Source organism: Methylobacterium gregans (assembly GCF_022179245.1).
Classification (GTDB): domain Bacteria; phylum Pseudomonadota; class Alphaproteobacteria; order Rhizobiales; family Beijerinckiaceae; genus Methylobacterium; species Methylobacterium gregans.
Genome location: NZ_BPQM01000026.1, coordinates 1 through 14547, shown reverse-complemented (window position 1 = coordinate 14547; position 14547 = coordinate 1). Strand labels below are relative to the sequence as shown.

21 protein-coding genes are annotated in these 14547 nt (G+C 68.8%); 19 read left to right on the top strand and 2 right to left on the bottom strand.

All coding sequences use genetic code 11. The features are described from left to right. Positions 1–79: 79 nt before the first annotated feature. The 16 genes from MFF54_RS05955 to MFF54_RS05880 all read left to right on the top strand — a co-directional run bounded on the left by MFF54_RS05955 (position 80) and on the right by MFF54_RS05880 (position 10145). Positions 80–790: a helix-turn-helix domain-containing protein gene (locus MFF54_RS05955; protein ID WP_238301704.1), complete on the top strand. Its 711-nt coding sequence runs from the start codon at positions 80–82 to the stop codon at positions 788–790. 121 nt (positions 791–911) lie between these two features. Continuing rightward, complete coding sequence (locus MFF54_RS05950) at positions 912–1154, top strand: hypothetical protein (protein WP_238301703.1); 243 nt, start codon at positions 912–914, stop codon at positions 1152–1154. A gap of 193 nt (positions 1155–1347) precedes the next feature. Then, complete coding sequence (locus tag MFF54_RS05945; RefSeq protein WP_238301702.1) at positions 1348–1680, top strand: helix-turn-helix domain-containing protein; 333 nt, start codon at positions 1348–1350, stop codon at positions 1678–1680. Then, positions 1680–1880, top strand: coding sequence for a hypothetical protein (locus MFF54_RS05940; protein ID WP_238301701.1), 201 nt, complete (start codon positions 1680–1682; stop codon positions 1878–1880). Before MFF54_RS05945 ends, MFF54_RS05940 begins: the two co-directional genes overlap by 1 nt. Next, a complete protein-coding gene (locus MFF54_RS05935) occupies positions 1877–2176 on the top strand; it encodes a hypothetical protein (protein WP_238301700.1) in 300 nt (99 codons plus the stop codon). The genes MFF54_RS05940 and MFF54_RS05935 overlap by 4 nt, the downstream gene beginning before the upstream one ends. Beyond that, positions 2173–2847, top strand: a complete 675-nt coding sequence (locus MFF54_RS05930) for a helix-turn-helix domain-containing protein (RefSeq protein ID WP_238301699.1) — start codon at positions 2173–2175, stop codon at positions 2845–2847. Before MFF54_RS05935 ends, MFF54_RS05930 begins: the two co-directional genes overlap by 4 nt. A gap of 5 nt (positions 2848–2852) precedes the next feature. Continuing rightward, positions 2853–3827: a PD-(D/E)XK nuclease family protein gene (locus tag MFF54_RS05925; protein ID WP_238301698.1), complete on the top strand. Its 975-nt coding sequence runs from the start codon at positions 2853–2855 to the stop codon at positions 3825–3827. Then, positions 3824–4747, top strand: a complete 924-nt coding sequence (locus MFF54_RS05920; protein WP_238301697.1) for an AAA family ATPase — start codon at positions 3824–3826, stop codon at positions 4745–4747. The genes MFF54_RS05925 and MFF54_RS05920 overlap by 4 nt, the downstream gene beginning before the upstream one ends. A gap of 1 nt (position 4748) precedes the next feature. Then, a complete protein-coding gene (locus tag MFF54_RS05915; RefSeq protein WP_238301696.1) occupies positions 4749–4952 on the top strand; it encodes a hypothetical protein in 204 nt (67 codons plus the stop codon). A gap of 149 nt (positions 4953–5101) precedes the next feature. Then, positions 5102–5425 carry a hypothetical protein gene (locus MFF54_RS05910; protein WP_238301695.1) on the top strand — a complete coding sequence of 108 codons (324 nt, stop codon included), beginning with the start codon at positions 5102–5104 and terminating at the stop codon, positions 5423–5425. Beyond that, on the top strand, positions 5422–5634 hold the full coding sequence (locus MFF54_RS05905) for a hypothetical protein (RefSeq protein WP_238301694.1): 213 nt from the start codon (positions 5422–5424) through the stop codon (positions 5632–5634). Before MFF54_RS05910 ends, MFF54_RS05905 begins: the two co-directional genes overlap by 4 nt. Positions 5635–5636: 2 nt before the next feature. Continuing rightward, complete coding sequence (locus MFF54_RS05900; RefSeq protein WP_238301693.1) at positions 5637–7541, top strand: ParB/RepB/Spo0J family partition protein; 1905 nt, start codon at positions 5637–5639, stop codon at positions 7539–7541. A gap of 4 nt (positions 7542–7545) precedes the next feature. Then, on the top strand, positions 7546–7710 hold the full coding sequence (locus tag MFF54_RS05895; protein WP_238301692.1) for a hypothetical protein: 165 nt from the start codon (positions 7546–7548) through the stop codon (positions 7708–7710). 31 nt (positions 7711–7741) lie between these two features. Continuing rightward, positions 7742–8101 (top strand): helix-turn-helix domain-containing protein, encoded by a 360-nt coding sequence (locus tag MFF54_RS05890; protein ID WP_238301691.1) that lies wholly within the window; start codon positions 7742–7744, stop codon positions 8099–8101. Between the two features lie 74 nt (positions 8102–8175). After that, positions 8176–9165 carry a tyrosine-type recombinase/integrase gene (locus MFF54_RS05885; RefSeq protein WP_238301690.1) on the top strand — a complete coding sequence of 330 codons (990 nt, stop codon included), beginning with the start codon at positions 8176–8178 and terminating at the stop codon, positions 9163–9165. A gap of 710 nt (positions 9166–9875) precedes the next feature. Beyond that, positions 9876–10145, top strand: coding sequence for a hypothetical protein (locus MFF54_RS05880; RefSeq protein ID WP_238301689.1), 270 nt, complete (start codon positions 9876–9878; stop codon positions 10143–10145). Between the two features lie 516 nt (positions 10146–10661). Here MFF54_RS05880 and MFF54_RS05875 read toward each other — a convergent pair. Next, positions 10662–10904 carry a hypothetical protein gene (locus tag MFF54_RS05875; RefSeq protein ID WP_238301688.1) on the bottom strand — a complete coding sequence of 81 codons (243 nt, stop codon included), beginning with the start codon at positions 10902–10904 and terminating at the stop codon, positions 10662–10664. Positions 10905–11009: 105 nt separating this feature from the next. Next, positions 11010–11285 (bottom strand): hypothetical protein, encoded by a 276-nt coding sequence (locus MFF54_RS05870; protein ID WP_238301687.1) that lies wholly within the window; start codon positions 11283–11285, stop codon positions 11010–11012. A 236-nt stretch (positions 11286–11521) separates the two neighbouring features. Between MFF54_RS05870 and MFF54_RS05865 the strand changes: the two genes are divergently transcribed. The 3 genes from MFF54_RS05865 to MFF54_RS05855 form a co-directional block, all read left to right on the top strand. Beyond that, on the top strand, positions 11522–11752 hold the full coding sequence (locus MFF54_RS05865; RefSeq protein ID WP_238301686.1) for a hypothetical protein: 231 nt from the start codon (positions 11522–11524) through the stop codon (positions 11750–11752). A 98-nt stretch (positions 11753–11850) separates the two neighbouring features. Further along, a complete protein-coding gene (locus MFF54_RS05860; protein WP_238301685.1) occupies positions 11851–12096 on the top strand; it encodes a hypothetical protein in 246 nt (81 codons plus the stop codon). Between the two features lie 349 nt (positions 12097–12445). Continuing rightward, positions 12446–14547: PAS domain-containing protein (locus MFF54_RS05855; RefSeq protein ID WP_238301684.1), on the top strand; the 2102-nt coding region annotated here is incomplete at its 3' end.

The following is a 14547-nucleotide window of genomic DNA, read 5'->3' as shown; positions in this document are numbered from 1 at the left end:
TGCCATATGGCAAGAAATGTCAAGCAGGGTTTGCCAAATGGCTCTGGTCCGTGCGAGGCCTTCCCAGCAACTTCGCCGTATGGCGATGCCCGAGCTGAAACGACGTCGGAAGGAGCTCAAGCTCTCCCTTGAGAAGCTGGCGAACCTCGTCGAGCTATCAACGTCTCAGATCCAGCGATTCGAGACAGGTGAGCGGCAGCCGCGCCTCATCGATCTGCAGAACCTGGCCCGCGCGCTCGAGTGTCGTGTCGAGGACCTGACGGGCGATGAAGCCCCCGCATCCGAACAGCGTCAGCCTGGCCCACGCCGCGGGCTACTGCCGGTGCCGATCATTGGCCGCACCGCAGCTGGCGTGTTCCGCGAGGTTGTAGAGTTCGCGGATGCGGAGCCGGAGTACGTGTTTGAACCTGAGGATGAGGAGTTTCCGAAAGCGCGGCGCTTTTCACTGCTGGTGGAAGGCGACAGCATGAACGCTGCCGATCCGGCGATACCGGATGGCGCCCGGGTCGTGTGCGTCGACTTCGAACAGACCGGCCTCCCCTTCATGGAGGGGCTGATCGTCGTCATCGAGCGGTTGCGTGAGGGCGGCCATCTCAGGGAGTGGTCCGTGAAGGAGATCGAGCTGCACGATGACGAGGTGTGGTTCTGCCCGCGGTCCGCGAACAAGACGCACAAGCCGATCAAGGTGGTGAACGATCCGGCTGCCGATCAGTGGAACTCCCTCTCGGTAATCGGCCTCGTACGCGATGTGTCCCTGAAGGTCCGGCGGCTCGGTAAGGCCAAGCCGTAGCACGCGATTTGGTAGCCATCCCCAGTCATCCACAGGCTGCCATAACAACCTCAACGCACCCCTCGACGGGCGAGTACGTACTAGAACATTATAGGAACATCTAAGACGGAGGAGCGCCTGGATGTTCGCTGAGGTTTCGACCGTACGTGCCCGGTTCACAATGCGGTTGCGCTGTCACAACTGCCACCACACGACACTCCGTACGATCGAGTCTCCCGATCTCGAGGATGCTCCCTGCACCGTCGAGGAACTGCTGGAGAGCGCCTGGCTGCAGCGGCAGAACTTCAGCTGCTCCCAGTGCGAGACACCAGTCGCCACGCTTGTCAGCGTGAAGCAGGAGGAGACCGTCCCGGCGGCGGCGTAGGCACGACACCGATCTTGCCATATGGCAAAAAGCTCTTGACGTCGTTTTTGCCATTTGGCTAAATTGCTCCATCGCCACCTGCGATGGAGCCGCTCATGCCTCTTCTGGAAGCTTTCACCCTTGTCGCCCCGCTGACCATCGGCGGCTTGCCTTGGTGTGCCGGTCAGGCGCGCTTCGGCTGGGGCCGCTGATCATGGCCGGCCTCAAGTCCACTGATGCCGACGTCCGCATGGGCGCCCGGCTCACCGAGGCCCGCCGCGCCGCCGGCCTCACCCAGCGCACCGTTGCCGCCGCGATCGGCGTCTCGGCCGCCCAGCTGCAGAAGTACGAGAAGGGCACGAACCGGCTCAGCGCGACGTCGCTGCCGGTCATCGCCGACCTCGTCGGGAAGCAGATCAGCTGGTTCTTCGGCGACGAGCCTGAACTGACCACCGAGGAATCGGCGGAGATCGAGCGCGCCGTGCTCGGCGCCGTCCAGGGCATCGTCGACCGCCGCCGCGGCGTTGGTGCGGAGGTGCGTCATTGATGGCGGCCCATCTCCCCCGCGCCGCCCAGCCCGCGGTGCACGCCAAGCTCTCGCAGGCTTCCGGGCTGCTCATCCGACTCCAACGCTCGGTGACCAACCCGGCCGCGGCGGGCTCGCCCGAGCACGCGGCCCGCTACGCTCGCGAGTTCGCGACGAAGGCCGAGGAGATCGCGCAGCTCCTCGCAGGGCGCGTCCGATGAACCGGCCGCTCTCCCATGTCCTCGCCGGCATCGCCATCGCGCTGGACGAGATGGTGCCGGTCCCAGTGCCGAACAGCATCGCCGCTACGACGCAGGTCCGCTTCGGCGAGGCCATGGACGCGGCGACGTGGAACGCCGCGCTCGAGGCCGCCGAGCGCGCGATCGACGCGCAGGGTGGCGCCTACGATCCCCGCGACGAGCGGGCGGCCGCCCGGGACGAGGGCTACGACCTCGCTATCCGGGCCGTGCGCGCCCTTCGCCGCCCCACCCCCGTCAGCACCCGGAGGGCCGCGTGAGACCCGCTCGCACGTCCGACACCGCGTTCCTGCGCGAGACCTGCCCTTCCCGCCCGCGCTCGCCCGATCCGGCGATCGCCGCCGTCGGCACGGCGCTGCGCACCGCGCGTGCCCGGCGCGGGATCGCCCAGCGTGAGGTCGCCGCTCACGCCGCGGTCTCGCTCCGCACCGTCCAGGCTTGGGAGAGCGGGCGCGAGCGGATCCCGTCCGACCACCTCGAGACGCTGACCGGCTTCCTCCAGCTCGCGCCGGACGCCCTCGACGGCGCCACACACGTCGCCCGCACCGCCGAGGAGCGCGCCCTGCTCGCGGCCCACCGCATCGCAGTCGCAGAGGGGAAGGCCATGACGTTTCCGCCCGCCACCGACGCCGCGCTGCAGGAGGCGCAGCAGGCCTACGACCGGGCCGGGATCGATCCGGACCCGCGGCCGGATTCGGAAGGCGGCCCCCCACCCCAGCCGCCAGCGCAGGTCTTCCCGCCCGCCATCAGGCTCGGCGCCCTCTTCCTCGCGATCGCGGGCCTGATCTGGGCCGGCGTCACGAGCCCCTGGGTCATGGCGGCGCTGGTGCCCGCCGCCCTCGTCCTCGGCGTCGGGGTCGCACAGGCGATCCACGATCTCGCCCAGGTCCGCGGCGCCTCGCGCGACCGCTCAGCCATCGTTGCGGAGTGACCACCATGAAGATCACGCCCCACCTCGCCGGCTTCGTGCGCGGTCCCGGCCTCTTTCAGATGCCGGCCAGCGTCTACCATGCCGACTGCGCGCCAGAGCCGAGCCTGTCGTCGTCGATCGCGCGCACGCTCGTCGAGCAGAGCCCGCAGCACGCCTGGATCGCGCACCCGCGCCTCGGCTGCACGATCGAGCGCCAGGACGACCCGAGCCGCCCCAAGGAGATCGGCACGGCCGCCCACAAGCTGATCTTGGGGCGCGGCACCGACATCGTGGTAATCTACGCCGACGACTATCGCACGGCCGCCGCCAAGGCGGAGCGGGCCCGGGCCTACGCTGAGGGCCACTGCCCGATCCTGAAGCCGGACGCCGAGCGGGCCGACGCCATGGCCGACCAGGTCGTGGAGCGGCTCGCCGCGATCCCCGAATGCGCGGGCTTCGGCGGGGCGCCGTCCGAGGTGGTGGCCGTCGTCCGGGACCGCTCCGGGGCGTGGCTCCGGGTGATGATGGACCGCGTCGAGATCCACGACACCCACGCGGTGATCTGGGACCTCAAGACCGGCGACAGCTCGGCCGCGCCGCAGGGCCTCGGCCGCCGCATCGAGAACATGGGCATGGAGGTCCAGGCCGCGCTCTACGTGCGCGTACTGGAGACCCTGCTGCCGCGGCTCGCTGGGCGGATCAGCTTCCGCTGGGTCTTCGTCGAGAACGCTTTCCCGCACGCGCTCAGCGTGGCGGAGGCCGACAACGTCGGCATGGGCATCGGCAGCCGGAAGGTCGACGCTGCGATCCACCTCTGGAACCGCTGCCTGCGCGCCCAGGACTGGCCCGGGTATCCGGCGCAGATCGTGCGCGTCGACTTCCCCGAGTACGCCGCTCGCCGCTGGAGCGAACGCGAGGAGCTCGACCCGCAGCTCGCCGGCGTCGCCTACGACATCGCGCGCAGCCCGCACCGTCCCCTCGACTGGGAGAACGCGGCGTGAGCTTCACCTTCGCCCCTGCCGCTTCGTTCACTGAGCGGGCCGGACTCTTCGTGTCGCTCACCGGCGGGACGAACAGCGGCAAGACCTTCTCCGCGCTCCGGCTCGCCCGGGGAATCGCCGGCCCTCAGGGCAAGGTCGCCGTCCTCGACACCGAGGGCGGCCGCACCCTTCACCTGAAGGAGGCCTTCGCCTTCGACGCCAACATCATGGAGGCGCCGTTCCGGCCCGAGCGATTCGGCGAGGCGGCGCTCGCGGCCGAGAAGGCCGGCTACGACGCCCTGGTGATCGACAGCTTCAGCATGGAGTGGGTCGGCGTCGGCGGCGTGCTCGACTGGCAGGCCGAGGAGCACAGCAAGCTCGGCGGAGCGGACCGAACAAAGGGCCAGTCCTGGATCAAGCCAAAGATGGCCCACAAGGCCATGGTCTACTCGCTGCTGCAGCGGCGCATCCCGATCGTGTTCTCGATCCGAGGCGAGGAGACCTTCGTCCCGCCGAACACGAAGCTCTTCAAGTCCATCACGAACAAGATGTTTCCGTTCGAGGTCACGGTCTCGTTCCGGCTGGAGACCGAACGGAAGGGCTACATCGACCTTTCCGACCCGAAGTCCTTCAAGATGGAGGGGGCGCACCAGGAGATCTTCCGACACGGCGACCGCATTGGAGAGGAGCACGGTGCTGCCCTCGCGCGCTGGTCCTGCGGCGGTAACGAGGGTAAGCCGAAGGGTAAGGCCACTCTGCAGGACCTCCTCAACGCCGCGAGGATGAAAGCCCGATCCGGGCGGGAGGCGTTCGAGGCTTGGCACCAGCGCCTGAAGCCGGCGCAGGTCGAGGCTCTCGTCCCGATTCAGGCCGAACTCGACAGCCTACTCACCGACGACGGCTTCCCGGGCTTCGCCCCGCCGAACAGCGAGGCCGCCTGAGATGTGCCTGGCCTGCTCGTTTCACTGCTGCGGCGCGCCACGCTTCAACGCCTGCGGGTGCGCCTGCGAGGATCCGGACTGCTGGCCGGCCGCCGCGCCGGCCTGGCCCTCGCGCCCCGCGAACGATGACGGCGAAGAGGACGGCGCCGAGCGCCTGCCCGTCGCCGCCCGCCCGCGCTTCCGCTGCGAGGAGATCCGGGTGTGACGGACGTGTTCTGCGCCGACTGCGGCACAGAATGCCGCCTCGTGGACGGTCGCGACGTAGACCCTCGCGACCCTGAGATCGCCGACGTCCGCGTGTGGGGCTGCCCAGTATGTCCGGCTGCCTGGGCTCACCACGCGCCGAGCGTAGGCGTGCCGGCAGCGGCGCCGGCCGGACTGGAGACCCGCAACGCGCGCGAGTTGCTCGCAGAGCGGATGATCTACCCGCTGATCCACGAGGCGACCGGCGGCCAGGAGAACCTGCAGCCGCTCGCGATTGACCGCCTGACCGGGTTCCTGGCCGACCGGATGAGCATCGAGCCGGAGGCCTGCGAGGTCGTACGCTTCGACCTCGAGCAGTGCCGCGCCGCCTGGAAGGCGCTGCGCGGCGTCACCTTCGACGACGTCCGCCAGTGGGCGCAGCGGCATCGCCGGATCCGTGCACCAGCCCGAAGCGGCGCGGGAACGGAGGCATGACCGGCCGCGAGACCCTGATCGGCGTCGCCATGGCGCTCCTCATCCTCTCAATCGTGGTCGCGATCATCCTGATCCCGATCCTCGACGAGCAGCTCCGGCGCACCTCCGCGCGCCGCCACGCCAACGACAACCGGCCGGCTCGCCCGCCGGGAATCTCATCCAAGGCCGAGGTCGCATGTCCCGCGACCGCTGACAGGAAGGTGCTGTGACGATGACCGAGCGAACCGGAACGCGCGCCGCTAAGGCCAAGCCGCAGAAATTCCCGCAGGCCGGTACCAGCACGGTGCCGCTGTCCAGCCTGCAGTTCGGGCACACGGACGACGCAGTCGGCGTCAACGCCCGCGTCGTGGACCGCGACCAGGGCCTCGACGAGCTCGCGGCCTCCATCCTCGCGCACGGGCTAATCCAGCCGCTGATGGTCCGGCCTGACGCCGGTGCGAGCTTCACGGTCGTGGCGGGCAACCGCCGGCTCGCGGCGCTGCGCCAGCTCGTCGAGGCGGGCAAGCTCGCCGATGCCGATCCTCGGGTCAGCGTCGTAGTGCGCGACCTGCAGGACGGCGAGGCGCTCGAGATCTCGCTCGCCGAGAACCTCGCCCGCCTGCCACTTCATCCCGTCGACCAGTTCGAGGTCTTCGCCCGGCTCGGCACCGGCCCTAACGCGATCGGCGAGGAGGCGATCGCCACTCGATTCGGCATCGAGCGGAAGGAGGTGCGTCAGCGCCTCGCGCTCGGTCGCCTCGCTCCGGAGATCCTGGCGGCGTGGCGGTCCGGAGAGATCCGCGCCGAATCCGCCCAGGCCTTCACCCTGGCCCGGAACATGGACCACCAGCGCGAGGTCTTCGAGAAGCTGCAGCAGGGGGATCAGCTCCAGAGCTACCATATCCAGGCTGCGTTCAGTCAGAACGTCGAGCGGGCGGACAGCCGCTTCGTGAAGTTCGTCGGCCTCGACACCTACACGGCCGCCGGCGGGACCGTGCGGGCTGACCTGTTCAGCGACCGCCAGGACCTCACGCGGCCGGACATCCTGCATCGCCTCGTCCAGCAGAAGATCGAGACGATCGCCGAGCAACTGCGCGCCGAGGGCTGGTCGTGGGTTTCGCTGAGGGATGACCTGGCCCAGGACCACTACCGGTGGGAGCGCCTGCAGCCGGCTGACCTTCAATTCACAAAGGAGGAGGAGACCGAGCTGGCGCGCATCCAGGAGCGCCAGGAAGAGCAGGACTGCCATGGCGCCGAGTACACCCGGCTGAACCAGCGGGCTCGCACGATCGAGTCCGAGGTCGAGGCCCGGGCGTTCACGCCGGAGGAGCGGTCCCGCGCCGGCGCCATCATCAATATCGGCTACGACGGTGACGTGGGCATCACGCGCGGCGTCGTCGCGCCGGGTGCCGCACCGGCGGCCACCTCGGCAGCGGCCGAAGAGGTTGAGGCTGGGCCGAAGCCGATCAGCGCGGCGCTCGCGCAGGGCCTGTCCGAGCAGCTGTCCAACGCGATCGCCGCCGGCCTGGCCACGGATCGTGACCTGGCCTTGTCCGTGGTCCTCGCCTCGTTCCTGACGACGCTCGGGTCGCCCTGCATCGTGCGGCACAACGGCCGCGGCGCCGGCCCTCTCGAGGAGCGAATCGGAGACCTCCGCATGGGGAAGTTCGGCGACGTCCTCCAGACGCTGTCCGCCATGCCGACGCCGCACCGGCTGGACGTGCTCGCGGCCGTCGCCGGCGCGGCGATCGACGCCTCGGTCTCGGCGCGCGGCGGCAACACGGCCAGCGCGAAGGGCGTCGACATGCGGGCGATCGACGCGATCGTCGGGAGCATCGACGCCGACGAGATGCGCCAGCAGCTCGCCTGCCAGTTCGACGCCGAGGCGTACTTCACGGCCGCCACCAAGGCGCACGCGATCGCCGCGCTGGTGGAGATCCACGGCCGGAACACCTGCATCTCGCCGAAGAAGGGCGACATCGCCGGGCTGGCCGCGATCGAGGCCAAGAAGCACGGCTGGCTGCCGCCCGAGCTACGCACCGTCCACTACGATGGTCCCGGCGCCGCTAAGCCGAAGGCCAAGAAGACGACCCGGCGCAAGGCCGCGGCCGAGCCCGTTCTGCAAGCCGCGGAGTAGGGCGATGGCCGGCGCCGTCTTCCTAATGGGCCTTGCGGCCCTCTTCACCGAGCGAGCCTACCGCGCCGACGCGGCTGGGCTCGCCGTGCCCGCGCCGGCCATCGCCGCGATCGGCTGCCTCCTCGTCGGCTCCCTGATCCTCTTCGTTCTGGCGCTGATGCGTCTGTGATGACCGATCCACTCAGCACTGCGGAGACGGCATGAGCGCGCTCGCGAACGTACCCGACCGGATCGCGCGGGCCTTCACCGACCGGACGAGCCTGACGCTCGCCGAGACGGCCGACGCCTTGGAGATGGATCCGAAGACGCTCCGCCGGGAGGTGGGAGAGGGCCGAATCAAGTACGTTCTGCGCGGCACCGGTACAAAGCGGAAGCTGCGCCGGTTCCTGCTAACCGACCTCATGGAATACCTCGAGGGCCAGAGGCGCCAAGAATGTCCGTCTATAAGCGTCCCGACGCGTCGGCCTACTGGTGCGAGTTCCACATCGACGGTGATCGGTTTCGCCTCGCTACGGGCCAAACTGAGCGGCGCGCCGCCCAGCTCTCCGAAAAGAGGCTGAAGGCGGAGATCCAGGCGCAACGCGCGGCCGAGGCGAAGGCGCGGGCGAACTGGGGTGGCAAGGCGGCGCCCACGATGGGCGCGCTCGTCGTGCTCTACTGGGAGCAGGTCGGCCAGTATCACGCAGTGCCCAAAACGACGTGGCGGGCGCTCGAATGGCTGACCGAACACTTTGGTGAGGAGACGCTGATCACCGAGATCACCGGCCAGCGCATAGCCGAGATGGTGGCCCGCCGCCGTGGCATCCGCGTGGTGCGCGACAAAGCAACGCACCGCCTGCGGGAGATCGCTTCGGACAACGTCCAGAACGCGACCGTCAACCGCTACGCCGTCGACCCCCTGCGCAAAATCTTCCTGCGGGCCCGCGACGTCTGGGGTTACCCGGTCATGTCGCCCAAGTGGGGGAACTACCGCCTGCGCGAGCCGGAAGAGCGGGTGCGCGAGGCCGCGCTCGTCGAGGAGACGGCGATCATCAAGGCGCTCGGGCCGGACTATGGGCGGCTGTTCCGCTTCATGATAGCGACCGGCTGCAGGGCGTCGGGCGCGCTGCTGACCTGGTCGCAGATCGACCGGCACAGCATGCTCGTGCGGGTGAGAAACAAGGGCAAGGAGGGCCAAGCCCGATTCTACACGATGCCGCTGACGGCTCGCCAGCTCGCGATCCTCGACGAGTGTCAGGGGCATCATCCGACCCACGTCTTCACTTACGCGCCCGCCCGGCCGGGCAAGACGGCGGACGGCAAACCGCGCGAGGTCCCGCGCCGGGCGATCACCGACAGCGGTTTCAAGACGCACTGGCGGCGCTACGTGCGCAACGCCGGCATCGCTGAGGGCTTCCGTCGCCACGACACGCGCCACACGCTGGGCACGCGCCTCGTGCGCACAACCGGCAACCTTAAGCTCGCGCAGAAGCAGCTCGGCCACGCCCGCATCGAGACGACGATGCGCTATGCCCACGTGCTGGTCGAGGACATCCGCGCCGGCGTCGAGGCGATGGAGAATGCCCACGTCGCACGCGACACCCACGTTTTCCACCCACGTTCGAAGGTGTATAGAGCTAAGTGACTGTCAGAGAAGGCGTAACAGACATGGCATCGGGGTCTGGGGGACTAGGGGTCGGAGGTTCGAATCCTCTCGCTCCGACCATTCAAGCCTTTGACCGGAAGGGCCGTTGAGTGAGCGTGCTTCGCAGCATGGCTCAGCACGGGGGAACGACGCGAGCTACGCGCGCCCACCCTCCTCAGTCACCTCGTTCTCCGCTACTGTCCCGTCCGGGCGCGGTTCGTGTCCTTCCATATCCAGCGATTTCCGCGCCGACAGGCGAACAGATCGCGATGCGGGTTGCTCCAGCGCTGATCACGCTGAATGAAAACGGCCCGCCGCGGTGAACCGGGCGGGCGTCTCAACTTGGTCGCGGGGTAGCCCGACAGTGGATCAGGCCAGGGTCGGAACGGGCCCCGAGAAGCCTTCGGCAGGGCGGTCGCCGTCCGTGTATCGCGCTAGGGCGATTACCAGAGAGATATGGACGCCAGCGGCGACCGGAAGAAGCGCGAGGGCAGCGAAAAGGGTCATGGCGCGAAGCTGTTTGATGCGATGCGATGGATGGTATTTCGCACTGCGCCTAAATTTTTGGCATGCCACATTCCATAGGGTGGCCATGCGGTTTGCGCATGGTGCGGTGCGGCGTGTCGCGGGCCGCCGATACCGTCCGGGCGACGTCTAGGACCATAGCGCGGTCACGCGACATTCGAACCGTCGCCGTGATAAAGGGCGGCATGATCCGCATCGTGAAGCACGTCATTGTTGAGACGACCGAGGAGCGCGATCGGCAGGTCGAAATGGTCGAGGCAGCAATCCGGTCGCGGTTTCCAGACGCGACCACGGAGGTTGTGCAGGGCCTGCTGGACGAGGACCGTGTGGTCGAGGCGCGGCTGCCACTGCACCAGCTCGCGGAGTGGCGGGCGCAACGCCCGCGCCTTCTCTCCGAAGCGCCAGCGACCGGCTCTGGCACGGAGGAGTTCACCGACCTCGACCGGCAGGAGTGATGCCTGCGGCCGGCGCCGTTGCCCTCAGGCCGAAAGAAGCCCGCCGCGGCAAAGGACCGGGCGGGCTTGAAGTGAAGATCGAACCTGCCGAGGTGGTCGGCCAGGCGCCGGGCCCCGAACGAAGGGCCTGAGCGGAGGCGCTGCTAAAGACGAAATGTGGCGGCATCTCTACCGATGCCCCGCAATCCGACCCTGGTGCGCCCCAGCCGGCCCTTCGGGGGCACTGCACCGGACAGGGAGCACACGGCGACCGCTCGCCGGACTTGATGCCAGCAGTCTAAGAGATTTCGAAGGCAAGTCCAGGCCTGCCAGACGGCACCTCCGGCGCTAAAGTTGGATCGTCGTCGACGCATTGGAGTTAAGTCTGTAGAAATCACGCGACAGAGCGCGTGTATAAACGAATACACGCGTCATCGTCGCGCTGGTCCGCACCAAACCGTGGCGGCATGGGGCTTCGCCCTCCGCAGTCTGCGACCATGTCCGACTTGGCGGAGGCTCCAGCACCAGCGACCGGTTTCAGTCGGCACGGCTGGACGGTGCCTGCCAGATCGCACCGGGATGTTCGCGAACGTCGCCGGGCTTCGTACCCGTGTCGGCGTCGCTGACCCAGGCGCCGGGTTCGGCGATCTCCGCGACCGTATCCTCCGGATAGGCCGCTTCCAGAAAGAGGCGGGCCTCGCCCTCTGCCGCGGCTCGGACCGTGATGAGAGGCCGCTCGCCGCCCGCTCCGGTGAGCCGCGCGATGAAGAGTTTCGTCATGGTCGCCCTGCAGGTTCCGGCTCGTCGTGCACCTTTGACAAACGTCCGATCCCCAGGCGCGCTCCCATCGCGCATGCCGACGCGGCCGAGGTGTTGAGAGCCGCGTCAGTTCGGCAGCAGGTGGAGACCTTCCCGCGCCACCGGCCCGGGTATGCCTCGGCGCATCAGCCGCGCGGTTCGGGCCTGCCGCTCCTGCCAAGCCTGCATCTCGGCGCTCGCCTGCAGGAACGGGCGCGCCCAGAGATCGAGCCACGCCATATGCGCGCCGAGCGTGAGGAGCACCAGTTCATCGGCAAGACCCAGGGCGGCCTCCTGGACACGCAGCACCTGGGCGCTCAGCAGATCCGGGGACCATCCCGGGGGCTCGGCATCGTTGCGCATCAATCCTCCTTGAATGTCCGGCTCACCAACGGGAGAAGACCGTGCCGGTTCATCCCGCTCGGGCGCGGCAGGTCGCAGCGTCCGGAACGCAACGCCAACCTGCCGATGCCGGGATGAAGCAGGCCTGAACCCGTCCTCCGCCAGATGCCGCCGTTCAGCCGGCGCTCAGTTGCGGGGCTGCAGAAGGCGCGGTGCGCCCCCCGGAAGTGGGGTCGTGCTGTCCACGAGCGGTCTCCATGCAAGCCCACGCCCATGCTCCCTGGTGCTCGTCCAATCCGGACGCCGACCTGCTGCCGTGGTTCGGCCTCGAGCCGGAGGCTTTGGAGGATGCCGCCCGCAGCCTGTGCGCGGTTCGTCCGGGCAACTGCGACGCCGAGCGTTTGATGGAGCGCGCAGCCTATCTTCGGGCGACCCGCATCGGTCATACGGAAGCCCCGCAGCGGGCGAGCGCGCTGTTCCTCGGCTGAGTGGGGCGCCGGGCGCGCGGGGGGATACTCTTGCCCCTGATTCTTCATACATCCTGTGAGAGACGGCGGCGCGGCGGCGACGGACCGGTGAGGAAGCGATGAAACGTCTGGAGGAACTCAAGGGTGATCCGGCCTTTCGTCAGGCAGTCCTTGCCGTGAAGGGTGCGGCCAGCACCCTGAGCGGACGTGCGATGACGCAGGACGAGGCCGAGCTTCTAGTCAGCTTCGCGCTCGCCACCTTCGCGAATGCCGGCGGCCTCTCCGAACCGAGCCTGAGCCGCATCGCGCGCTTCGCTGGCAAGATCTCGCCCCTCGAGAGCGTCGAGGGGCTGATGAAGCACTGATGATGCCACCTCGGTGGTTCACGCCCGGGCGGCGCGGTGATGCGCACAAAAGAATGCCCGCCGCGGCTGGGAGGCCGGGGCGGGCTGAAGTTCCTTCTCTAGGCGCCCCCACCATAGCCGGTCGAGGCCGCGGCGCGAGGGCGCAGAAGTAGTACTCCTCTTCGCGTGTTCGGCGTTTCCTCGGGGACACCTGCGATTGCGCATGCTACGGCAGGACCATGCCCGCCCAGCCAGCAGGATATGCCATCCCGATCCCGTTCAGGCCGCACCGGATGAATCCCCGATGTGCTCGATTGCTGCAGGTCGGTGAGATCGGAGGAGCACGGCGGCGGCGATGACAGGCGGCCCCATGGGAGCCGGTGACTGCCCGCCGGCCTTCGATTTGCGTGATCTCGGCCGCCTCGCGGCCCTGCAGTCCTACGCGATCCTCGACACGCCGCCCGAGGCGACCTTCGACGACATCGCGCAGATGGCGGCGCAGGCCTGTAGCGCGCCGATGGCCCACATCAACTTCATCGACGCCGACCGGCAGTGGATCAAGGCGGCGGTGGGCCACGCGGCGCGTGAGATGCCGCTGCATCTCGGTTTCTGCACGCAGGCGCTTGGCGAGGACGATGTCCTGATCCTGAAGGACCTCGCGGCGGATCCAGAGTGCGCGGCCGATCCCCTGGTCGTGGGCGAGCCGCACATGCGCTTCTACGCCGGTGTGCCGCTCATCACGCCGGAGGGCTACGCGATCGGCACGCTCTGCGTCCTCGACCGTGAGCCGCGCACGCTCACCGAGCCGCAGCTCTTCATCCTGAAGGCGCTCGCCCGCACCGTGATGGCGCAACTGGAGACCCGGCGCAGCGCGGCCGCCCTACGGCGCCGGGAGGAGCATTACCGCTCGCTCTTCCAGTCCATCGACGCGGGCTTCTGCCTCGTCGAGATGCGCTTCGACGCGGCTGGACGCGCCGTCGATTACCGCTTCCTTGAAATCAACCGGGCGTTCGCCGATCAGACGGGGCTACCCGACGCTGCCGGGCGTTGGATGCGCGAACTCGCCCCGGACCACGAGCAGCACTGGTTCGATACCTACGGCGAGGTCGCGCGCACAGGTCAGCCGACCCGCTTCGAGAAGGCCGCGAACGCGCTCGGCCGCTGGTACGATGTCTACGCCTACCGGGTGGACGAGCCGGCGCTGAACCACGTCGCGATCCTGTTCAACGACATCACCGAGCGCCGCCGGATCGAGACGACCCTGCGGGCGAGTGAGGCGGAGCTGCGCCTCGTCGCCGACGCCATGCCGGTCCTCATCGCCTTCGTGGACCGCGGCCTCGTCTACCGCTTCGCGAACGCCGCCTACCGCCTCTGGCTCGGGCAGGCGCCGGAGACCGTGGTCGGGCGCAGCATCGCCGAGGTGCTGGGTCCCGCCGAATTCGCGGTGCGACGCGAGGCGCTGATGCGCGCGCTCGCGGGCGAGGAGGTCCGGATTGAGCGCGAGTGGCGCTGGCCGGACGGGCGGGTGCGCATCGCCGACATCCGCTACATGCCGCGCCGGGCCGCGGAGGGCGACGAGCCGGACGGCCTCTACGTCTTCGTACACGACGTCACCGACGCAAAGCGCGCCGAGACCCGACTTCAGTCCCGGACGGAACAGCTCGAGGCGCAGGTCGAGGCGCAGGTGCGCGAGCGCGACCGGATCTGGACTCTGTCGCCGGTGCTGAAGGTCGTAGCGGACCGGGAGGGCCGGATCCGCACCGTGAACCCAGCCTGGAGCCGCGCGACCGGCTGGGGCGAAGGGGAGGTGTGCGGTCGCAGCGTCCTCGATTTCGTGGGGGCAGAGGATCGGGCGGCCGCCGAGACAGCCCTGCAACGGCTCGGCGAGGGCCGAATGATCGAGGACATCGAGCTGTCGAGCCTCGTCGCCGACGGCGGGCCACGCCGAGTGCTCTGGACCATCGTGCCGGACGACGGCGTGCTCTACGGCTTCGGCCGCGACCTCACCGAGCTCCGTCAGGCTGAGGAGGCTCTTCGTCAGTCTCAGAAGATGGAGGCTGTGGGCCAGCTGACGGGTGGGGTAGCGCACGACTTCAACAACCTCTTGACCATCATCCGCTCCTCGGTCGAGTTCCTGCGCCGGCCCGATCTGCCCGAGGCGCGCAAGGCCCGCTACCTCGACGCGGTCTCCGACACGGTCGATCGCGCCGCCAAGCTCACCGGCCAGCTCCTCGCCTTCGCCCGGCGCCAGGCGCTCAAACCCGAGATCTTCGATGCCGGTGCCCGTCTGCAGGCGATCGCCGACATGCTCGACCAGATCATGGGCGCGCGCATCCGCGTCAGCGCGGACTTGCCCGACACACCCTGCTTCGTGCGCGCCGATGCCAGCCAGTTCGAGACCGCGCTGGTCAACATGGCGGTCAATGCCCGCGACGCGATGAACGGGGAGGGCAACCTGACCCTGCGGGTCAC

What these genes read in the sequence shown, in the direction of transcription:
- MFF54_RS05955 (WP_238301704.1), top strand. Translation starts at nt 80, where the DNA reads ATGGCGATGCCCGAGCTGAAACGACGTCGGAAGGAGCTCAAGCTCTCC.
- MFF54_RS05950 (WP_238301703.1), top strand. Translation starts at nt 912, where the DNA reads ATGTTCGCTGAGGTTTCGACCGTACGTGCCCGGTTCACAATGCGGTTG.
- MFF54_RS05945 (WP_238301702.1), top strand. Translation starts at nt 1,348, where the DNA reads ATGGCCGGCCTCAAGTCCACTGATGCCGACGTCCGCATGGGCGCCCGG.
- MFF54_RS05940 (WP_238301701.1), top strand. Translation starts at nt 1,680, where the DNA reads ATGGCGGCCCATCTCCCCCGCGCCGCCCAGCCCGCGGTGCACGCCAAG.
- MFF54_RS05935 (WP_238301700.1), top strand. Translation starts at nt 1,877, where the DNA reads ATGAACCGGCCGCTCTCCCATGTCCTCGCCGGCATCGCCATCGCGCTG.
- MFF54_RS05925 (WP_238301698.1), top strand. Translation starts at nt 2,853, where the DNA reads ATGAAGATCACGCCCCACCTCGCCGGCTTCGTGCGCGGTCCCGGCCTC.
- MFF54_RS05915 (WP_238301696.1), top strand. Translation starts at nt 4,749, where the DNA reads ATGTGCCTGGCCTGCTCGTTTCACTGCTGCGGCGCGCCACGCTTCAAC.
- MFF54_RS05905 (WP_238301694.1), top strand. Translation starts at nt 5,422, where the DNA reads ATGACCGGCCGCGAGACCCTGATCGGCGTCGCCATGGCGCTCCTCATC.
- MFF54_RS05900 (WP_238301693.1), top strand. Translation starts at nt 5,637, where the DNA reads ATGACCGAGCGAACCGGAACGCGCGCCGCTAAGGCCAAGCCGCAGAAA.
- MFF54_RS05895 (WP_238301692.1), top strand. Translation starts at nt 7,546, where the DNA reads ATGGCCGGCGCCGTCTTCCTAATGGGCCTTGCGGCCCTCTTCACCGAG.
- MFF54_RS05890 (WP_238301691.1), top strand. Translation starts at nt 7,742, where the DNA reads ATGAGCGCGCTCGCGAACGTACCCGACCGGATCGCGCGGGCCTTCACC.
- MFF54_RS05885 (WP_238301690.1), top strand. Translation starts at nt 8,176, where the DNA reads ATGGGCGCGCTCGTCGTGCTCTACTGGGAGCAGGTCGGCCAGTATCAC.
- MFF54_RS05880 (WP_238301689.1), top strand. Translation starts at nt 9,876, where the DNA reads ATGATCCGCATCGTGAAGCACGTCATTGTTGAGACGACCGAGGAGCGC.
- MFF54_RS05875 (WP_238301688.1), bottom strand. Translation starts at nt 10,904, where the DNA reads ATGACGAAACTCTTCATCGCGCGGCTCACCGGAGCGGGCGGCGAGCGG.
- MFF54_RS05870 (WP_238301687.1), bottom strand. Translation starts at nt 11,285, where the DNA reads ATGCGCAACGATGCCGAGCCCCCGGGATGGTCCCCGGATCTGCTGAGC.
- MFF54_RS05865 (WP_238301686.1), top strand. Translation starts at nt 11,522, where the DNA reads ATGCAAGCCCACGCCCATGCTCCCTGGTGCTCGTCCAATCCGGACGCC.
- MFF54_RS05860 (WP_238301685.1), top strand. Translation starts at nt 11,851, where the DNA reads ATGAAACGTCTGGAGGAACTCAAGGGTGATCCGGCCTTTCGTCAGGCA.